Annotated in this window: 15 protein-coding genes and 1 riboswitch; of the genes, 6 read left to right on the top strand and 9 right to left on the bottom strand. The window is 72.8% G+C overall.

Annotated elements, in window-relative coordinates:
* Positions 1 to 35: 35 nt before the first annotated feature.
* The 3 genes from ACFC0Z_RS04915 to ACFC0Z_RS04905 form a co-directional block, all read right to left on the bottom strand.
* Positions 36 to 917 carry an acetylxylan esterase gene (locus ACFC0Z_RS04915; protein WP_376432786.1) on the bottom strand — a complete coding sequence of 294 codons (882 nt, stop codon included), beginning with the start codon at positions 915 to 917 and terminating at the stop codon, positions 36 to 38.
* Between the two features lie 171 nt (positions 918 to 1088).
* Positions 1089 to 2087, bottom strand: coding sequence for a type I glyceraldehyde-3-phosphate dehydrogenase (gap, locus tag ACFC0Z_RS04910; protein ID WP_376432784.1), 999 nt, complete (start codon positions 2085 to 2087; stop codon positions 1089 to 1091).
* A gap of 159 nt (positions 2088 to 2246) precedes the next feature.
* Positions 2247 to 3203: a GlxA family transcriptional regulator gene (locus tag ACFC0Z_RS04905; RefSeq protein ID WP_376432782.1), complete on the bottom strand. Its 957-nt coding sequence runs from the start codon at positions 3201 to 3203 to the stop codon at positions 2247 to 2249.
* A 175-nt stretch (positions 3204 to 3378) separates the two neighbouring features.
* On the opposite strand from ACFC0Z_RS04905, the gene ACFC0Z_RS04900 reads away from it, so the two are divergent.
* Complete coding sequence (locus ACFC0Z_RS04900) at positions 3379 to 4662, top strand: serine hydrolase domain-containing protein (RefSeq protein ID WP_376432780.1); 1284 nt, start codon at positions 3379 to 3381, stop codon at positions 4660 to 4662.
* A gap of 36 nt (positions 4663 to 4698) precedes the next feature.
* On the opposite strand, the gene ACFC0Z_RS04895 is transcribed toward ACFC0Z_RS04900, so the two are convergent.
* Positions 4699 to 5232 carry a GNAT family N-acetyltransferase gene (locus ACFC0Z_RS04895; protein WP_376432778.1) on the bottom strand — a complete coding sequence of 178 codons (534 nt, stop codon included), beginning with the start codon at positions 5230 to 5232 and terminating at the stop codon, positions 4699 to 4701.
* Between the two features lie 192 nt (positions 5233 to 5424).
* Between ACFC0Z_RS04895 and ACFC0Z_RS04890 the strand changes: the two genes are divergently transcribed.
* Complete coding sequence (locus ACFC0Z_RS04890) at positions 5425 to 6285, top strand: excalibur calcium-binding domain-containing protein (RefSeq protein ID WP_376432776.1); 861 nt, start codon at positions 5425 to 5427, stop codon at positions 6283 to 6285.
* A 49-nt stretch (positions 6286 to 6334) separates the two neighbouring features.
* On the opposite strand, the gene ACFC0Z_RS04885 is transcribed toward ACFC0Z_RS04890, so the two are convergent.
* Both ACFC0Z_RS04885 and ACFC0Z_RS04880 read right to left on the bottom strand, forming a co-directional pair.
* Positions 6335 to 7171: a ketose-bisphosphate aldolase gene (locus ACFC0Z_RS04885; RefSeq protein WP_376432774.1), complete on the bottom strand. Its 837-nt coding sequence runs from the start codon at positions 7169 to 7171 to the stop codon at positions 6335 to 6337.
* A 72-nt stretch (positions 7172 to 7243) separates the two neighbouring features.
* A complete protein-coding gene (locus ACFC0Z_RS04880) occupies positions 7244 to 8167 on the bottom strand; it encodes an SIS domain-containing protein (protein WP_376432772.1) in 924 nt (307 codons plus the stop codon).
* Between the two features lie 149 nt (positions 8168 to 8316).
* On the opposite strand from ACFC0Z_RS04880, the gene ACFC0Z_RS04875 reads away from it, so the two are divergent.
* Positions 8317 to 9105: a DeoR/GlpR family DNA-binding transcription regulator gene (locus ACFC0Z_RS04875; RefSeq protein WP_376432770.1), complete on the top strand. Its 789-nt coding sequence runs from the start codon at positions 8317 to 8319 to the stop codon at positions 9103 to 9105.
* Between the two features lie 179 nt (positions 9106 to 9284).
* Complete coding sequence (locus tag ACFC0Z_RS04870) at positions 9285 to 11309, top strand: phosphocholine-specific phospholipase C (protein ID WP_376432768.1); 2025 nt, start codon at positions 9285 to 9287, stop codon at positions 11307 to 11309.
* Between the two features lie 61 nt (positions 11310 to 11370).
* Here the strand turns inward: ACFC0Z_RS04870 and ACFC0Z_RS04865 are convergent, their stop codons facing one another.
* A complete protein-coding gene (locus ACFC0Z_RS04865; protein ID WP_376432766.1) occupies positions 11371 to 11970 on the bottom strand; it encodes a hypothetical protein in 600 nt (199 codons plus the stop codon).
* 316 nt (positions 11971 to 12286) lie between these two features.
* A riboswitch (cyclic di-AMP (ydaO/yuaA leader) is annotated at positions 12287 to 12472 on the top strand.
* 4 nt (positions 12473 to 12476) lie between these two features.
* On the opposite strand from ACFC0Z_RS04865, the gene ACFC0Z_RS04860 reads away from it, so the two are divergent.
* Entirely contained in the window at positions 12477 to 13385 is a 909-nt protein-coding gene (locus tag ACFC0Z_RS04860) for a transglycosylase SLT domain-containing protein (protein ID WP_376432764.1), read from the top strand.
* Here ACFC0Z_RS04860 and ACFC0Z_RS04855 read toward each other — a convergent pair.
* Both ACFC0Z_RS04855 and ACFC0Z_RS04850 read right to left on the bottom strand, forming a co-directional pair.
* The gene (locus ACFC0Z_RS04855; RefSeq protein ID WP_376432762.1) at positions 13379 to 14665 is read right to left on the bottom strand and encodes an alpha/beta family hydrolase; all 1287 of its coding nucleotides are present in this window, start codon (positions 14663 to 14665) and stop codon (positions 13379 to 13381) included. The genes ACFC0Z_RS04860 and ACFC0Z_RS04855 overlap by 7 nt on opposite strands.
* Positions 14666 to 14840: 175 nt before the next feature.
* On the bottom strand, positions 14841 to 15605 hold the full coding sequence (locus ACFC0Z_RS04850) for an alpha/beta fold hydrolase (protein WP_376433457.1): 765 nt from the start codon (positions 15603 to 15605) through the stop codon (positions 14841 to 14843).
* Between the two features lie 167 nt (positions 15606 to 15772).
* Between ACFC0Z_RS04850 and ACFC0Z_RS04845 the strand changes: the two genes are divergently transcribed.
* Entirely contained in the window at positions 15773 to 18427 is a 2655-nt protein-coding gene (locus ACFC0Z_RS04845; RefSeq protein WP_376432760.1) for a SpoIIE family protein phosphatase, read from the top strand.
* Positions 18428 to 18520 lie beyond the last annotated feature (93 nt).

Raw genomic sequence — 18520 nt, 5'->3', positions numbered from 1 at the left:
CTTCGATGACGGGGGCGGACCGGACGATCGCGACGTCAGGAGGACGTCGGGCCGGGGATCTGGAGCGCCTTGGTGTTGCGCATCCAGTCCGACCACAGGCCGGTGTCCACGCAGTAGCCGCAGTTCGGGCCGAAGAACAGGCCACGGGCGCGCTCGTCGCCCATCAGCCAGAAGCGGAGCCACGCGGTGGTCGGGGCACGGAACTCGCCGCCGTCGCCGATGGAGCTGAGGTGGCCGGCGCCGCGGACCTCCCCGTACACGGCGGGGACGTGGCCCGAGTCGCGGTAGAAGGCCTTCACCAGGGCCGGCCAGACCGTCAGGTCCCGCTGTCCGGCGAGGTAGAAGACGGGCTCGTCCATCAGGTCGGCGCTGGCGATCGGGCCGGGCTGGATGGGGACGGCGGTGTCGACGCGTGGGTCGATCGCCGCGTTGATGGCGGCCGCGCCGCCCTGCGAGTGGCCGGCGGAGCCGATGTGGTCGAGGTCGACCTTGCCGTAGAACCGGCTGCCGGGGTCGGCGTTCCACTGCTCCAGGACGTCGATGCCCCCGCGCATGGTGATCGCGAAGTTCGAGGTGGGGGTGTTGGCGGCTGCGACGATGAAGCCCTGGCTGGCCCAGTGGCGGAGCAGCGAGCTGTAGATGCCCGGTACGGCCCCGGTGCCGTTGCCCCAGATCACGACGGGGTGCCGCTCGCCCGACTGGCCCATGTTCTTCGGGTAGTAGAAGGTGTGCACGACGCCGATGTCGACGTTCACCTCGTAGGGGCCGGTCTGGCCGAAGTCGACGGCGGCCGAGGCGGGACTCGTCGTCGTGTCCTCCACTGCGCCCGCGGTGCCCGGCGTGGCGAAGGCCGAGAGCGTGACGGCGAGCAGGAGCGTGCCGAGCGCGCGGCGCGCTCTCGCGTACTTCCCTGACATAGGAACTCCTCCATGGATACGGCGCGTTGCGCGTCCACGCAATCGCGACTGGTGCCCATGGTCGGGGTCCCCCGTGCGGCTGTCTCCCGGCAGGAGCCCAGAGCTGCGAAGGGAGGACTGGGCAGATGCCCAGTCCTCCCTTTCGGTGCGGCCGTGGTGCCGGCGTCAGTGTCAGCCGTTGGCGAGCAGCGTCAGCGTGTCGATGACGCGGTTCGAGAAGCCCCACTCGTTGTCGTACCAGGCGACGACCTTCACGTGGCGGCCCTCGACGCGGGTCAGCGCCGAGTCGAAGATCGACGAGTGCGGGTTGCCGACGATGTCGGAGGAGACGAGGGCGTCGTCCGAGTACTCCAGGACACCGGCGAGGCGGCCCTCGGAGGCCGTCTTGTAGGCGGCGAGGACCTCGTCGACGGTCACGTCGCGGGAGACGGTCGTGTTGAGCTCGACGATGGAGCCGACCGGGACGGGGACGCGGATCGAGTCGCCGGACAGCTTGCCGTCGAGCTGCGGGAGCACGAGGCCGATCGCCTTGGCGGCGCCGGTCGTCGTGGGCGTGATGTTCCACGCGGCGGCGCGGGCACGGCGGGCGTCGCGGTGCGGGCCGTCGAGGAGGTTCTGCTCCTGCGTGTAGGCGTGCACGGTCGTCATGAAGCCGTGCTCGATGCCGGCCAGCTCGTCGAGGACCGAGGCGAGCGGCGCGAGCGCGTTGGTGGTGCAGGAGGCGTTCGAGACGATCGTGTGGAGCTCGGCGTCGTACGCGTCGGTGTTCACGCCGTACGCGAGGGTGACGTCGGCACCGTCGGCCGGGGCGCTCACGAGGACCTTCTTGGCGCCGGCGTCGATGTGCGCGCGGGCGGCCTTCGCGGAGGTGAAGCGGCCGGTCGACTCGAGGACGATGTCGACGCCCAGCTCGGCCCAGGGAAGCTGCGCGGGCTCGCGCTCGGCGAGGACCTTGATGCGGCGGCCGTCGACGACGAGGACGTCGCCCTCGACGGAGACCGGGCGGCCGAGGCGGCCGGAGGTGGTGTCGTAGGCGAGCAGGCGGGCGAGGGCCGCGGGCTCGGTGAGGTCGTTGACGGCCACGACCTCGAGGTCGCTCTCGCGCTCGAGGAGAGCACGCAGCACGTTGCGTCCGATGCGGCCGAATCCGTTGATGGCGATGCGAGTCATGATGAGCGGTGTCCCTTCCGTTCCGTTGCGATCCAGACTCGCGCACGACATCGGAACGAAACAGCGGCGTGATCGCCACGGTCCGCAAGGATCGCGCCAAAGGGGGTTGGCGGGGCATCGACGCAGGTGGAAGCGGGTCCGACCACCGGACGGGGAGCGTCACTCCCCCTGCGCGAACGTCTTCCGGTACTCGCTCGGCGTCGTGCCCAGGATGTGCTGGAAGTGGAGGCGCAGGTTGGCGCCCGTGCCGAGGCCGACGTCCGCCGCGATCTGCTCGACGCCTCGGTCCGAGCGCTCCAGGAGCTCGCGGGCCAGGTCGATGCGGGCGCGCATGACCCACTGCATGGGGGTGTAGCCGGTGTCCTCGACGAAGCGGCGGGAGAAGGTCCGGGCCGAGACGGCCGCGTGGCGTGCCAGGAGGTCCAGGGTCAGGGGCTCGTCGAGCCGGCGCAGCGCCCATTCGCGGGTCGCGGCGAAGCGCTCGCCGTGGACCTCGGGCACGCTGCGCGGGACGTACTGGGCCTGGCCACCGCTGCGGTAGGGCGCGGCGACGAGCCGGCGGGCCGCGTGGTTCGAGGCGGACACGCCGAGGTCGCGGCGCAGGATGTGCAGACAGAGGTCGATGCCCGAGGCGGCGCCGGCGGAGGTCAGGACGCTGCCCTCGTCGACGAAGAGAACGTTCTCGTCGACGTCGATCAGCGGCCACTTCGCCGCGAGCGCCCGCGCGTAGTGCCAGTGCGTCGTGGCGCGCTTGCCGTCGAGGAGTCCGGTCGCGGCGAGCGCGAACGCGCCCGTCGAGATCGCGGCGAGCCGCGCGCCCCGCGCGTGCGCGGCGACCAGCGCCTCGACGACGGCCTGCGGCGGGTCCTCGCGGTCGGGAAAGCGGTAGCCGGGGACGAAGACGATGTCGGCCCATTCGAGGGCTTCGAGTCCGTGGGCCACGAGGTACGAGAGTCCGTCGCCGCCCGCGACGGTGCCGGGCGACGCGCCGCAGACCCGTACCTCGTACGGCATGCTCGCGCGGGTCGTGAACACCTGCGCCGGGATACCGACGTCGAGCGGTTTCGCCCCTTCGAGGACGAGGACGGCGACGCGCTGGAGCTGGGAACGGGGCACGGCATCGAGGGTACGCGGCGCCTGGAGGGAACCGATCACCGCCGTTGGCACTCATGATCCATGGGCGTGGGTACGACCCGCAGGTTCCCCGCGCCCGTCCGACCGATCGACCACCGGAAGAAGCCGAGGAACTTTAGTGTCCCTGCCGTCCCGCCACCGCCGTACGCTCAACACCGTGAGCGCCGCCCTCGTCGCGGCCCTCGCCCTGGGCGCGGCGCCCGCGACGACCGCGTTCGCCGCCGAGTCCCGTCCGGACGCCACGCCCGTCACCGGCGCGGAGACCGCCGTGCCGGCCCCCGACATGGACGGCGTGACCGCCGCCCTCGACGCCGCCATGGCCAACGGCGCCCCCGGCGCCATGGCCCGCTTCGTCGGCCCCGACGGCGTCGAGAGCCGTACCGTCGGCGTCCGCGACCGCGACACGGGCGCGGAGATGAACGTCCACGCGCGCTTCCGCATCGGCAGCGTCAGCAAGACGTTCTCCACGGTCGTCCTCCTCCAGCTGGTCCAGGAGGGCAAGCTGACCCTCGACACCTCCGTCAACACCTACCTGCCGGGCCTGCTCCCCGACGACCGCATCACGGTCCGTCACCTCCTCACCCACCGCAGCGGCCTGGCCGACTACACGAACGCCATGTTCGCGAACACCGTCCCCGGCTTCGAGGCCGTGCGGAACCGGGTCTTCGGTTACGAGGAGCTGGTCGCCCTCTCCCTCGCCGAGCCGCGCACCACCCAGCCCGGCGTCTCCTACAAGTACTCGAACACCAACTTCGTCGTGGTCGGCATGCTCATCGAGAAGCTGACGGGTCGGCCGGTGGCCGACGCGTACGAGCGCCGCATCTTCAAGCCGCTGAAGCTGCGCTCGACCTCGTACGTCCATCCCGACACCCGGATCAAGGGGCTGCACGTGCGCGGCTACCTGCACCCGGACGAGGAGGGCGGCGCGCTGGTGAACTCCACCGAGCAGACCGTCTCCTGGGCGCAGTCGGCGGGCGCCGTCATCTCCAGCCCCGGGGACCTCAACAAGTTCACGAGCGCGCTGATGCGCGGCCGGCTGCTGTCCCCGGCGATGCTGGAGGCGATGACGACGGTGACGCCGACGGACGCCACCAACACCCGGTTCTACGGGCTCGGCCTGCGCCGCTACGACCTGTCGTGCGGCACGCAGATCTTCGGCCACACCGGGACCGTGCAGGGCTACTACACGTACGCCTTCTCGACGCGTGACGGCAAGCGCTCCCTGTCGGCGGTGGCGAACACGTCGAACCACGGCGCGGCGAACACGGCGCTGGGCGGGACGCTGGAGGCCGCGTTCTGCGGCAAGAAGCCGGCGGCGGCCGCCGCGCGCTCCGCCGCCGCGCGCTCCGCCACGGCCGAGACCGCGCCCGAGACCGCGCCCGAGTCGGCCGCCTCGGCGGTCTCCTTCCCGGCCGAGCGGGACCTGCCCGAGCGCTTCTGATCCCCCGGCCTCACCGAGTACCGGGACGCCCGTCTGTCAGGCCTCGTACTCGGTGAGGTCGATCGCGTGCACCCGCAGCGGGACCCCGTGGACCGGGTGGTCCAGGTCCCGCTCGGGGGCCAGGCCCAGCTTGCCGAGGACGTTCTCCGCCGCCGTGTTGCCGATGTGGGTGACGGCGACGACCCTTCCGAGCCCCCGGTCCTGGAGCGCGAACTCCAGGACCGCGTGGGCGGCCTCGGAGGCGTACCCCTGACCCCAGAAGGGCCTGCCGACGCGCCAGTCGAGCGCGACCTCCGCCGCGAGCTCGGGCAGGTCCTGAGGGACGGTGAGTCCGGAGATGCCGATCAGTTCGCCCGAGGCGAGCAGTTCGACGGCGAAGACGCCGAACCCCTCGTCGTCCCACTCCTCCTCGTACCGCTCGATGTCCTCGGCGGTCTCGTCCAGGTCCCTTGCCGAGCCGTCGCCGATCCAGCGCATGACCTCGCGGTCGGCGTTGATCTCGGCCAGGGGGACGAGGTCCTCGTCGGTCACGGGTCGGAGGAGAAGGCGGGGCGTACGGATCTGGGTCATGCCTCCATCCTGACGTACTCCGCGGGGGCCGTTCGCCAGCCGCCCGCGGCGGCGCGGGCCGGAGGCCCCTCTCTGATCAGGGCGAACGGCTCTGGCTTCGAAATCGGATCGGTGCGACACGTAAGAGCGACGTGAAGACTCTGTGTACGTTGAGGCGCCCCCCCACGTTCACCGCCACCGTGGAGTTCCCCGATGACCCAGCCCCCGCCGCCCGGCTACGGACAGCCGTACGGACAGTCGCCCTATGCCCCGTCGCCGTTCCCCGCACCGGTCCGGCGTTGGTGGCAGCATCCCGCGCTCGTCGTCGTGGCCCTGGTCGTCTTCCCGCCCGGCGGCATCGCCCTGGCGTGGCTCAGTCTCTGGAGCAAGGCGAAGAAGATCGTCGCCACGGTCCTCGCGACCCTGTGGTTCCTGCTGCCGTTCCTCGTCCCCGACCCGCCGAAGGACCCGGCGGACGACGCGAAGGGCGCGCCGATGCCCTCCGCGACGCAGTCGACGACCACCGCTCCGGCCTCGCCGTCCTCCTCCCCTTCGGCCACGCCCACGGAGAGCGAGGCGGCGGTGATGCCGCAGCTCGTGGGCGAGGACTACAAGGCCGCGCAGCCGCTGCTCACGAAGAACGCGGGGCGCGCGTACGCCGCGTACAAGGACGTCGAACTGCCCGCGACGTACGCCGACTGGCTCGCCTGCTTCCAGCGTCCGGACGCGGGCGAGCCGGTGTCGTCGATGGTGCCCGTGGTCTACCTGACCGAACCGGGTGTGCCGTGCCCGGCGTCGACGAAGGAGCTGCTCCACAAGCCGACTCCCAAGCCGACGCCGACCCCGACCCCGAAGTCGACGCCTGCCCCGGAGCCGACCCCGAAGCCCGTGCCGAAGACGACTCCGCCGCCCGCGCGCACGGCCGCACCGGAGCCGACCGAGGACTCCCCCGCCGACGTCTACTACAGGAACTGCACCGCCGTCCGCGCGGCGGGCGCCGACCCGATCCACGCGGGGGAGCCGGGTTACGGCCGCCACCTGGACCGTGACGGGGACGGCGTGGCCTGCGAGTAGCGGGGGGGCGCCAGTAGCCGGGGGCCGCGAGCAGCCCCCGGCGCGGCGGTCAGGCCGGGGACAGCACCGCGAGGAGGTGCGAGACCTCCCGGGCGACCGCCGTACGGGCCGGGGTGAGGTAGTGGCGGGGGTCGAACGCGTCCGGGTGTTCCGCGAGATGGGAGCGGATCGCCTGGGTGAAGGCCTTGTTGAGGTGGGTCGACACGTTGACCTTCGTCATGCCCGCCGCGACGGCCGCCGCGAGGTCCGCGTCGGACACGCCGGAGGAGCCGTGCAGCACCAGGGGCGTCTCGACGGCCGCGCGCAGCCGTGCGATGAGCTCGAAGTCGAGGACGGCGTCCCGGGTCACCATCTGGTGGGCGCTGCCGACGGCGACGGCGAGGGCGTCGACCCCGGTGGCGGTCACGAAGGCGTGGGCCTCCTCGGGGTCCGTGCGGACGCCCGGGGTGTGGGCGCCGCCCTTGCCGCCGATCTCGCCGAGCTCGGCCTCCACCCAGACGCCGTGCTGGTGGCAGTGCTCGACGACCTCGCGGGTCGCGGCGACGTTCTCCTCGTACGGCAGTTTCGAGGCGTCGAACATGACCGAGCCGAGGCCGAGGGCGACGGCCTCGCGGACGAGGTCGGTGTTCTCGGCGTGGTCGAGGTGGACCGCGACGGGGATCTTCGCGGCGCGGGCCACGGCGAGGGAGGCGAGCGCGACCGGTTCGAGGCCGCCGTGGTACTTGACGGTGTTCTCGCTGATCTGGAGGACGACCGCCCGGTCGGCGTGCTCCGCGCCGGCCACGATGGCCTGCGCGTGTTCCAGCTGGAGGACGTTGAAGGCACCCACGCCCGTGCCGGCCGCGCGGGCGCGGCGGACGATCTCGTCGGTGGGAGTCAGCGGCACGGTCGTACTCCGGTGGCAGAAGTGGCTGATACGGGCAGGGGCGGGGTTTCGCCGGGCGTGAGCGCGAAAGGCTCAGGCATGGCGGTCGGGCAGGATCACGGAGCGGGTGAGGTTGCGCGGGGTGTCGGGGTTGAGCCCCTGCGCCTCGGCGACCGCGACCGCGAGCCGCTGGGCCCGGACGAGGTCCGCGAGCGGGTCGAGCTCGCTCTCGACGACGGTGCCGCCGACCTTGCGCACCTCGTCGGCGAGGCCCTCGGGGAGGGCGCCGAAGCCCCAGGCGACGCGCCCGGGTCCGGTGATGCTGATGGGGCCGTGGCGGTACTCCATCGCCGGGTACGCCTCCGTCCACCCGCCGGCCGCCTCGCGCATCTTCAGACCTGCTTCGAGGGCGAGGCCGTAGGTCCAGTGGGTGCCGAGGAAGGTGAACTGCTCGGCGGTCAGGACGGCTTCGTCGAGCGGCTCGGCGCAGGCGCGCTCGGCGTCGTCGGCGGCCTCGGCCAGCGGCCGCACACCGGCGGGCAGGGCGTCCTCGGCCTCCAGGTGCGCGCGGAAGAGCGCGATCGCGGTGGTGGCGAACCGGGTCTGGACGACCGACTCCTCGTCGGCGAAGTCGAGGACCGCGACCTCGTCGGCGAGGTCCATCACCGGGGTCGCGGGGTCGGCCGTGAGGGCGCCCGTGGGGATGGAACCGCGCAGGCGGGCGAGGACGGCGAGGACCTCGCTCGTGGTGCCCGAACGGGTGATGGCCACGACCCGGTCGTAGCGGCGACCGTAGGGGAACTCGGAGGCGGCGAAGGCGTCGGTCTCGCCGTGGCCGCCGGCCTCGCGCAGTTCGGCGTAGGCGAGGGCCATGAACCAGGAGGTGCCGCAGCCGATCACGGCGACCCGCTCGCCGCGGCGCGGGAGGGCGGCGGCGTGCTGGGGAAGGGTGCGGGCGGCCTGGCGCCAGGTGGCCGGCTGGGAGGCGATCTCCACGGCGGTACGGGAGGTGGTCATACGGGCTCCTTGCAAGAAAAGTGCGCAGACATTGTGCGAAGTTGCGTGAAGCTGGCTTCATTCAAGCAGATGCACGCATCTTGATACCAGGGCTTCGGCCTTCCGGCGGCTAGAATCGGACGCGCGCACGAACGGGAGGGGATGGGCCCATGTCCAAGCACGAGCGGTGGAACGCGCTCCTGGAGTTGCTCGCGGTCTCGGGAAAGGTCGAGGTCGAGGAGGCGGCGACCACGCTCGAGGTCTCCGCCGCCACGATCCGCCGGGACCTCGACGAGCTCGCCGAGCAGCGCCTGCTCGTACGGACGCGGGGCGGAGCGGTCGCGCACGGCGTGTCGTACGAACTGCCCCTGCGGTACAAGTCGGCACGGCACGCCTCGGAGAAGCAGCGGATCGCGGCGGCGACCGCCGACCTGGTGACCCCCGGCGAGGTGGTCGGCCTCAACGGCGGCACGACGACGACGGAGGTGGCCCGCTCCCTCGCCCTCCGCTTCAGCAGCGGACGCCAGGAGGGCTCAGGGCCGGCCCTCACGGTCGTCACCAACGCCCTCAACATCGCCGGCGAACTGGCGGTCCGCCCGCAGATCAAGCTCGTCACGACGGGCGGGGTCGCCCGCCCGCAGACCTACGAGCTGGTCGGCCCGCTGACCGTCGGCGTCCTCAGCGAGGTCGTCCTCGACGTGGTGATCCTCGGCGTGGACGGGGTCGACGCCGAGCTCGGGATCATGGCCCACCACGAGGACGAGGCGAGCATCAGCCGTCTCTTCGCGGAGCGTTCGAGCCGGGTCGTGGTCGTCACCGACTCCTCGAAGCTGGGCCGCCGCGCCTTCGCCCGCATCTGCGGCCTGGACCGCGTCGACCTCGTCGTCACGGACACGGGCATCTCGGCGGAGGCGATGGAGCAGCTGCACGAGGCGGGCGTCAAGGTCCTCACGGTCTGAGGACGACTGCCATTGGTGCGCAGCCGCACCAATGGCCAAGTCGCATTTCGATGGCGATCAGTCGTGGTTACTGATCGTTCACTCAGACATAACTGCACGCCTCTATACCTTTAACCGCCGCTCCCCCATCATGGCTCCCGGTGTGCCGCCCGGGCATGCCGGGACGGGAGAGGCGGGGCATGCTTCCCATCAGTCGCAGGGGATTCGTCGGGATCGGCGCGGGGCTCGTCGCCGGGGCGGCGCTGCCGGCGGGGCGGGCCTCGGCCGCCGCGCGGAGCGCCACGGGGACGCTCACGGACGTGAAGCACGTCGTGATCCTCATGCAGGAGAACCGGAGCTTCGACCACTACTTCGGGACGCTGCGCGGCGTCCGGGGCTTCGGCGACCGGGCCGCCGGCAACCTGCCCGGCGGCTGGGGCATGTTCCAGCAGCCCAACTGGGGCGGACGCCAGTACCCCTGGAAACTGAGCGACACCCCGCCCGCCGGCGGCGTCGACGGCGAGACGCTCGCCCAGTGCAACGGCGACCTCCCGCACAGCTGGACCTCGCAGCACGCCGCCTGGAACAAGGGCCGCATGGACAACTGGGTGACGGGCGTCGGCAACACCCGGTCGCTCGGCCACCTCGGCCGCGAGGACATCCCCTTCCACCACGCCCTCGCCGACCACTACACCGTCTGTGACGCCTACTTCTGCTCGACGCTCAGCGCCACGGGCCCCAACCGGACCTTCCTGTGGAGCGGGAAGATTGACGCCTCCAGCAAGGACGGCGGCGACGAGTCGGGCCTCACGTGGGAGACGTACGCCGAGGCGCTCCAGCGGGCCGGGGTGAGCTGGAAGGTCTACCAGAACGCGCAGGACAACTACGGCGACAACGGCCTCGCCTACTTCAAGAAGTTCACCGACGCCCGCCCCGGCGACCCGCTGTACGACCGGGGCATGGGCTCGGTCCCCAAGGTCACCGGCTCCACGCCCGACGACATCGCCGCCGCCATCCGCGCCGACGTGCTGGCGGGCACCCTCCCCCAGGTGTCCTGGGTCGTCGCGAACGAGGCCTTCTCCGAGCACCCCTACGCGCCCCCCGGCGACGGGGCCCACTTCGTCGACCTCGTCTACCGGGCCCTCGCCGCGAACCCCGAAGTCTTCGACTCCTCGGTCCTCTTCCTCAACTACGACGAGAACGACGGCTTCTTCGACCACGTGCCGCCGCCGGTCGCCCCGCCGGACACGCCGGGCGAGTACCTCGACGGCGTGCCGATCGGCCTCGGCTTCCGCGTGCCGATGCTCGTCATGTCCCCGTGGACCCGAGGTGGCTGGGTCAGCTCCGAGGTCTTCGACCACACCTCCGTGCTGCGCTTCCTGGAGACCTGGACGGCGGCTCTCGGCACCCCGGCCACCTGCCCGAACATCAGCGCCTGGCGGCGCAAGGTCACGGGCGACCTCACCGGGGTCTTCGACTTCGCGCACCCGGTGTACGGGGTTCCCGCCGACCTGCCGTCGACGGCGAAGGTCATCGGGCAGGCCACCTGCGGCCCGCTCCCGAACCCCGCCCCGCAGAACAACGCCCTGCCCGCCCAGGAGCCCGGTACCCGTCCCGCGCGCGCGGTCCCGTACCAGGTCAACGGCAACCTCGACCGGTTCGAGTTCGGCGCCGCAGGCAAGATCCTGGCCTGGTTCTCGATGACGAACCAGGGCGCGGAGGCCAAGCGGCCGGCCCACTTCTCGATCCACCCGCACCAGTACCGGGACACCGCTGCCTGGCAGTACACCGTCGACCCCGGCGGCACGGCCTCCGACTACTTCAACATCGGGCTCGGGTCGGGCTCCGGGAAGTACGACATCTCGATGATGGGCCCGAACCGGTTCCTGCGCCGCTTCATCGGCGACGCGTCGAAGGCGGGCAAGGCCGTCGAGGTCGCGGCCCGGTTCGCGCCCGAGGCCGGGACCGGCAAGACGGCCCTGTGGTTCCGGATGACCAACTCGTCGGCCGGACCCGTCACCTTCACGATCCGCTCCAACGCCTACCGCTCGGACGGGCCGTGGACGTACACGGTGGCTGCGAACTCCTCGCGCGAGGACTTCTTCAACGCGGTCGCGTACAACGACGGCTGGTACGACTTCACGGTCTTCGCCGACATCGACGGCACCTGGTCGCGCCGGTACACCGGACACATCGAGACGGGCGCGCCGAGCGTCACCGGGTGACCCGGGCCGGCCGGGCACCCGGCGGACCGACAGCCCGCCCGGCAGCCCACTCGGCGCGCCCTCAGCGACCGGCGTCGGCCGCTCGCCGGATGGTGGCGTCGAGGAGGGCCACCGCGTCCTCGGCCGTACGGCCGGGGGCGCGGTTCCACGGCCCGATGAGGTCGTTCCAGCCCCGCGACCTGAGCTCCGTCATCACCCAGGCCGCCGCCTCGTTCATCGTGTCGACGCTGCCGTGGCCGAGGCGGTGGGCGGCGAGGAGCGCGCCGCAGACGCAGCGGGCTCCGCGCCGGTCGCGCAGCTTGTACGGGGCGTTCTGCCAGCCCCATTCGACGAGGACGAGACGGGCGTAGCCGAGGTGGACCGAGGGGCGGAGGTCGGCGCGGCCGAGGCGGCGCCAGGCGTGCAGCCGGTCCGGGAGGACGGCGCCGAGGCGGCCCGGGAGGCGGCGGTCGGCGGGGAGGGCGGGCGGCAGCGCGTCGAGCGCCTCTGCCACGAGTCGGTCGACCGGGACGGACAGCAGGCTCCGCCAGTCCTTCTCGGGAGCGACCGGCCCGTCGGCCGTCCAGTCGGCGACGATCCGCTGCCAGGCGGCGGAGTCGTAGAGCGCGGCGGCCTCGCGGTCGACGAGGTCGGGGCTGGGCGGTGCGGTGACGGGCGGCATTCGGCACTCCTCGGTCGGGTAGCACCATCTTTGGCGACGAATGCCCGATTTGCGACTTTTACCCGTGCGTTCGGGGTAACTCGGGACGGCTCGCGCATATTCGGCATATTCGGACATTGAACGCGGCGTGACGTGATTCACGTTTCGGAATGCGTCGCGGTGATCGACATCCGCGCATGCCATGGGGCACACGGGAGTTCCCCGTCGGCAAGCGGCGGTCGATCATGAATTCCGTGAATTCCGAGCCGCTTTTCGCACATCGCCGATCACACGCCCCTTGTTGTCCCGCGTATTCCTGGCCTACGGTCACCTCCATTCGAGCGGATCGCCTAATCCTGCCACCGCTTGAAATACCTCCCTTTTCACCCGACGGCAGGAGCGGGGGACCCACGAATACGCCGTACCGGATTCCCGGGACGGCTCGGGGTGCAGCCGCGTGCGCGCGGCCGGACACCTCCCGTCCGAACCCGACAGCTCACCTCGCAGGCGCCGGAGAGGAACCCGTCATGCCTGCACACGGTAAGCACCGCCGCCCCCGACGCCGCCCCGTCTCCCAGGGCCTCGCCCTGGTCGGCACGGGTGGGGTCGCCCTCGCCCTCCCGCTGATCGCCCCCGCCTCGGCCGGCGCCGCGCCCGTCTCCGGAGCCCCGGAGATCGCCGCCCGCGCCGCCGTTCCCGCCGTCTCCCCGGCCTCCGTGGCGCCGGTCGCCCTCAAGGCCCCGGCCGCTCCGGTCGCCTCTCGCACGTACACCGTCGTCAGCGGTGACTCGCTTTCCCTGATCGCGCAGAAGAAGGGAATCCAGGGCGGCTGGAAGAGCCTTTACCGGGCGAACAAGACCGCCGTGGGTGACAATCCGTCACTTATTCACCCCGGCCTTGAACTGACGCTTCGTCGGAATTCCGCGAAGGTCGTTTCCGCCCCGGCGAAGAAGGCCTCCACGACGGACCGCGCCAACCGCTCCGCACACCGCGCGGCCCCCGCGCAGGCGGCCCCCGCGCAGCCCGCTCCTGTCCAGGCCGCCCCCGTCCAGGCCGAGCCTGCGGCCGCCCCGGCGCAGGCCGTCCAGGCCGCCCCCGCCGCCGCCACCTCGTACGCCGACAACCTCGACGGCTGGATCCGCGAGTCGCTCGACATCATGGCCCGCAACGGCATCCCGGGCTCCTACGACGGCATCCTCCGCAACGTCATGCGCGAGTCCTCCGGCAACCCGCAGGCCATCAACCTGTGGGACTCCAACGCCGCCGCCGGCACGCCCTCGAAGGGCCTGCTCCAGGTGATCCAGCCGACCTTCGACGCCTACCACGTGCCCGGCACGTCCACGGACCCGTTCGACCCGGTCGCCAACATCACCGCCGCCTCCAACTACGCCGCAGACCGCTACGGCTCGATCGACAACGTCAACGGCGCCTACTGATCCCGGAAGTGCCCGGTGAACCAGGAGGTGGCGAGCTCCGCCACCTCCTCCAGGGCACCGGGTTCCTCGAAGAGGTGCGTGGCACCCTCGACGACCGTCAGCCGGTTCTCACAGCGCAGCAGCGCCTGCGCCCGCCGGTTGAGGTCCAGGACGAGCGCGTCCCGGCCTCCCACCACGAGGAGCGTCGGGGCGCGCACCCGCGCCAGCCGCTCCCCAGCGAGGTCGGGCCTGCCGCCCCGTGAGACCACGGCGTCGACGTCCGCCCCGGCGTCCGCCGCCGCCCACAGCGCCGCCGCCGCGCCCGTACTCGCCCCGAAGTAGCCCAGCGGCAGCCCGGCCCGCTCCGGGCGTCCGGCCAGCCACTCCGTGGCGCCCGCGAGCCGGCCCGCGAGCAGCGGGGTGTCGAAGACCCGTGCCCGGTCCGCCGCCTCCTGCTCCGTCAGGAGGTCGAACAGGAGGGTGCCGAGACCGGCCCGGTTGAGGGCAGCGGCCACCGAGCGGTTGCGGGGGCTGTGCCGGCCGCTGCCGCTCCCGTGGGCGAACAGCACGATGCCGAGCGCCTCGTCGGGCAGGGCGAGCCGCCCCGCGAGGATGGCGCCCGCCGACGGGACCCGGACCTCGGTGTCCCGCACGACGGGGCCGCGCGCGGCACGGCTCCGGGCGAGGCAGTCGAGGACCTCCTCGTCACGGGTCTGGGAGAAGTCCCGGTAGAACTGCCCGATCGCGTGGAAGAAGGCGGGTTCGCTCACGCTGACGGTCTCGTCGGCCTCGCCTCCGACGCGCGCGTGCCAGCCGCGCGGCGCGACCGGGACGGCGAGGACGATCCGCGCGGCGCCCTTGGCCCGGACCACCCGGCAGGCGGCGAGCGCGGTGGCACCGGTGGCGAGCCCGTCGTCCACCACGACCACCGTCCTGCCTTCCAGGGGCACGGGCGGACGGTCGCCCCGGTAGCGGCGGGTCCGTGCCTCCAGCTCGGCGTGCTCGCGCTCCTCCACCGCCGCGAGATCCCGGTCGTCGACACCCGTCTCGCGCAGGACCTGATCGTTGAGGACCCGTACGCCGCCCTCCCCGAGCGCGCCCATCGCCAGTTCCGGCTGGTACGGCACCCCCAGTTTCCGTACGAGACAGATGTCGAGCGGCGCGTCGAGGGCTTCGGCGACCCGCGCGGCCACCGGGACGCCCCCGCGCGGGAGCCCGAGGACGACGACGTCCTGGCCCTTGAGATACCCGAGGCGCTCGGCGAGCCGGCGCCCTGCGTCGGTCCGGTCGCTGAACTCCATGATCCGCCGCCCTTCCGCCGACGCGGCCGGGATCCGGGGGTGCGAGGTCCGGGGGTCCGAGGTCCCGGAGAGGCGGGTGCGTCCCGTCCCGGCCGGTGCCTCCAGCCTAGTCGCGCGTCGGCCACTCGGACTGTGTCGGGCCTTGCCCGCCGAATCCCAGGCGAGGAGCAGGCTCTCAGGCCGCCAGGAACGCTTCGATGGCCTCCGCGAGGGCCTGCGGGGTCTCCTCGGGCGCGTAGTGACCGGCGTCCTTCAACACCTCCAGACGGGCGTTCGGGTACCAGCGCAGCCAGGTCGCCTCCATCGCCTCGGCACCGAGCGCGGGGTCGTGCGCGCCGACGACGAGGAGGACGGGGGTGGCGTTGTCACGGACGCGCTCGTGGAAGTCGGGGCCCGACCAGGAGTCGAGGTAGCTCCGGAAGGCGGTGGCCGACGAACGGCTGACGGACCGGTCGACGAGCGCGCCGAGCCAGGCTTCGTCGTATCTGCCGCCCGTGGTCGTGTCGATGATCGCGCGCCGGTTCGCCGGGGACTCGGCGGCGCCCGCGAAGAGCTCCCACGTCTCGCCGTCGAGCGGGAACCCGGAGGCGGCCACCGGCGAGATGCCGATGACGGAGCGGATCCGGTCGGGCGCGTCGAGGAGCATCAGCTGTGCCGCCTTGCCGCCCATCGAGTGGCCGATGACGGAGAACCCGTCCCAGCCGAGGTCGTCGGCGACGGCGAGGGCGTCGGCCGCGACCTCCTCCATCGTGTAGGCGCCCTCGACGTCGCGGGCCTCGCCGTAGCCACGGCAGTCGACGAAGGCGTACGTACCGACGGCGCCGTCGAGGTGGTCGCGCAGTGGCGCGAAGCTCGTGCGGTCGCCGAACCAGTTGTGCAGCACGAGCGCCCGGCCCGGACCCTCGCCATGAACGTCGTACGGAAGAACTCGGCCTGTCATCATGCCCCCTGGCAGCGAATGGTGAGACCGTCCACCCGTGGGCGGCGATCCCGTCTGATTACAGAGAGTAATCGCTAGGCCTCGTGGAGTCACCGGCGCGAGGAAGTGCGCAGACGGCGCGCCGGACTCTCCGCGCGCCCCTCGTCTTCGCCGCACGCGCCTCCGGGATGCGCCGCCTTTCACGGCGGGCGCATCCTGTCTGTGTGACCTCGCACGGCACGCCCGGCCATGGCCCGGCGGGCAGCACCCGGCGTCCGTCCGGGAACGGTCCTGCCGACGGGCCCGGCTCCGGCGCGCTCACGCGGGTGGTCGCGGAGACCACACTGCGGACCGTCGAGGCCGTCGGCGGGTACGCGGGCGGGGTGTACCTCCGCTCCGACGCGCCCGGCCTGCTGCGCCTCGCCGTCCTCGCGGGACTCCCGGGACCGTTGTTCCGCCCGTGGTGGCGGATGCACGTGAACCGGCCGTTCCCGATCGCCGAGGCCCATCGCTCGGGGCAGGCCGTGCACCTCCCCGACGTCGAGGACGCGATGCGGCGCTTTCCCCAGCTGGTGGCGAGCCTGCCGTTCCCCTTCGCCTCGCTGTACGAGCCCGTGGTCGTCGGCCGGCAGCGGTTCGGGGTGCTCGTGGCGCTGCGCAACCCCAGCCCCGGCGAGGCTGTGAGCGCGCGGGACGCCGGCCGCATGACCGCCGAGGCACGACGCCTCGGCGAGGCGCTCGCCGGGCTCTCGCGGAACGGGACGTCCGTCGAGTGGGACGGCGACCCCGTCTCCGTACAACTGTCGTCCGGATCGGCGCCGCCGGTGCGGTTCGGCTCCTTCGACTGGGACCTGGACTCCGGCACGGTCACGATGGACGCCGGGCTGCGGGCGATCCTGGGGGCCGGGCTGACCTCGCCGTGCTCGATCGAGGTGCTGACGTCCCGGCTCGATCCGGAGGACGCCTACGCCCTGTGGGCGGCGGCCCTCCAGACGACGGAGGCACACGGGCCGCCGGGCGTGCGCAGGATCCGCCTGAAGGGCCCGGACGGCGGCCTCCACCTCCTGGAGGTGTCCGCGCGCGCCCAGGAAGGGACGGCCCCGGACGCGCGCCGGACCGGCGGGCGGCTGGCCGGCACGCTCGTCGACCTGGGGACGGGCCTCGTCGGCTCGGACGCCACGGACCGGCTGCCCCGGGCGATCCTGGCGATCGACCGCCTGGGGCGGATCACGTACCTCAACGAGCGGACGGAGCGGCTGCTCGGCCGCCCGCGCAGCGCGCTCGCGGGGCGGCCTCTGTGGGAGGCACTCCCCTGGTTCGGCCTTCCGTTCCACGAGGAGCAGCTCCGGGCGGCACTGCTCTCCGAGGGTCCGGTGCGCTTCCTCGCACGACCTGAGCAGGGGCGCTGGCTGTCCGTGGCGCTGTACCCGGGCCGGGACGGCCTGACGATGGTCCTGGTGCCGGAGGAGGATCCGGCACGGCTGCCGCCGGACGGAACGGACGCGCCGGAGGCCGCGAAGGACCCGGCGGGCCGCCCGCTGGCTGCCGCGCGGGACGCGGCCGTGGACCAGCGGGACCGTACCGTCGACCTCCGCCACCACGCCTCGGACGACCTCGGCGCCGGAGACCGCGCCGCCGCCCTCTACCGGCCGGTGGCCCTGGCCATCGCCCTCACGGAGGCGGTCACCGCCCGCCAGGTGTCGGCCGTGGTGACGGAGGAGCTGCTCCCGGCCTTCGGCGGGCGCCAGCTGGCGATCTACCTGCTGAGCGAGCGGCGGCTCTATCTGGCGTGGGAGCGCGGCTTCCCGCCCGGCTTCCTCGAACCCTTCGACGGGGTGGCGCTCGACGCGCACCTCCCGGGCGTGGACACACTGACCTCGGGGCGGCCCCTGTTCTTCGAGTCGATGGAACAGCTCAGGGAGGCGTACCCGGGCCTTCCCGTGGACTCGACGGCGGGCGCGCGGGCCTTCCTTCCCCTGATCGCCTCGGGCCGGCCGGTGGGCTCCTGCATCCTCGGCTTCGACCGGTCCCGGCCGTTCAGCCCGGAGGAGCGGACCGTGCTCACCGCGCTCGCGGGCCTGATCGCCCAGGCACTGTCGCGGGCGCAGCGGTACGACACGGAGTCGGCGGTGGCCCGCGGCCTCCAGGACGCCCTGCTGCCGCACCGGCTGCCCGTACGGGCGGGAGTGGAGACGGTCGGCCGCTACCTGCCCGGCACCGACGGCATGGACGTGGGCGGCGACTGGTACGACGTGATCGAGGCCGAGCACGGGCGACTGGCGCTCGTCATCGGCGACGTCCAGGGGCACGGGGTCGCGGCGGCGGCCACGATGGGCCAGCTGCGCAGCGCCGTACGGGCGTTCGCACTGGGCGGTCACCGGCCGCAGGACGTCATGCGGGGCACCAACCGGCTCCTCATCGACCTCGACCCCGGGCAGTTCGCGAGCTGCTGTTACGTCCTCCTCGACCCCGACACGGGTGAGGCGCGGGCGGTACGGGCCGGGCATCCGCAGCCGCTGCTGCTGCGCCCGGACGGGACGACACGGCTGCTCGACCTGCCGGGCGGTGTGGTCCTCGGCGTCGACGACCGCGCCACGTATCCCGTGACGCCGCTGCGGCTCCCGCCCGGGTCGGTCCTCGCGCTGTTCACGGACGGCCTCGTGGAACGGCCGGGGACGGACATCGACGAGGGGATCGAGCGGCTGCGGCGGGCCTTCGCGGCGACGGGCGCGCTGCCGCTGACCGAGGCGGCGGACCGACTGACGCGGGAGGCCAGGGAGGCGACGGCCCGCCCGGACGACATCGCGCTGCTGCTCGCCGCACGCTGGCCGGACGTTCCCTGAGCGCCCGCGGGCGTCACCCGTCCGGGCGCGTGGCGCTGGTCGGCCGTGACCACCCCGGGGAGGCTGGGGGTGCCGCGCCTGAGCAGGCCGGAC

The organism is Streptomyces sp. NPDC056144, from assembly GCF_042264145.1.
Lineage (GTDB): Bacteria > Actinomycetota > Actinomycetes > Streptomycetales > Streptomycetaceae > Streptomyces.
The sequence above is the reverse complement of the archived record's forward strand: the minus strand, read 5'-3'. Positions and strand labels throughout refer to the sequence as shown.

Bases quoted from the DNA above. Each gene is read 5' to 3' on its own strand.
- ACFC0Z_RS04875 (WP_376432770.1), top strand. From the start codon at position 8,317: ATGTCCAAGCACGAGCGGTGGAACGCGCTCCTGGAGTTGCTCGCGGTC.
- ACFC0Z_RS04870 (WP_376432768.1), top strand. From the start codon at position 9,285: ATGCTTCCCATCAGTCGCAGGGGATTCGTCGGGATCGGCGCGGGGCTC.
- ACFC0Z_RS04890 (WP_376432776.1), top strand. From the start codon at position 5,425: ATGACCCAGCCCCCGCCGCCCGGCTACGGACAGCCGTACGGACAGTCG.
- ACFC0Z_RS04845 (WP_376432760.1), top strand. From the start codon at position 15,773: ATGCGCCGCCTTTCACGGCGGGCGCATCCTGTCTGTGTGACCTCGCAC.
- ACFC0Z_RS04895 (WP_376432778.1), bottom strand. From the start codon at position 5,232: ATGACCCAGATCCGTACGCCCCGCCTTCTCCTCCGACCCGTGACCGAC.
- ACFC0Z_RS04880 (WP_376432772.1), bottom strand. From the start codon at position 8,167: ATGACCACCTCCCGTACCGCCGTGGAGATCGCCTCCCAGCCGGCCACC.
- ACFC0Z_RS04850 (WP_376433457.1), bottom strand. From the start codon at position 15,605: ATGACAGGCCGAGTTCTTCCGTACGACGTTCATGGCGAGGGTCCGGGC.
- gap (WP_376432784.1), bottom strand. From the start codon at position 2,087: ATGACTCGCATCGCCATCAACGGATTCGGCCGCATCGGACGCAACGTG.
- ACFC0Z_RS04915 (WP_376432786.1), bottom strand. From the start codon at position 917: ATGTCAGGGAAGTACGCGAGAGCGCGCCGCGCGCTCGGCACGCTCCTG.
- ACFC0Z_RS04860 (WP_376432764.1), top strand. From the start codon at position 12,477: ATGCCTGCACACGGTAAGCACCGCCGCCCCCGACGCCGCCCCGTCTCC.
- ACFC0Z_RS04865 (WP_376432766.1), bottom strand. From the start codon at position 11,970: ATGCCGCCCGTCACCGCACCGCCCAGCCCCGACCTCGTCGACCGCGAG.
- ACFC0Z_RS04855 (WP_376432762.1), bottom strand. From the start codon at position 14,665: ATGGAGTTCAGCGACCGGACCGACGCAGGGCGCCGGCTCGCCGAGCGC.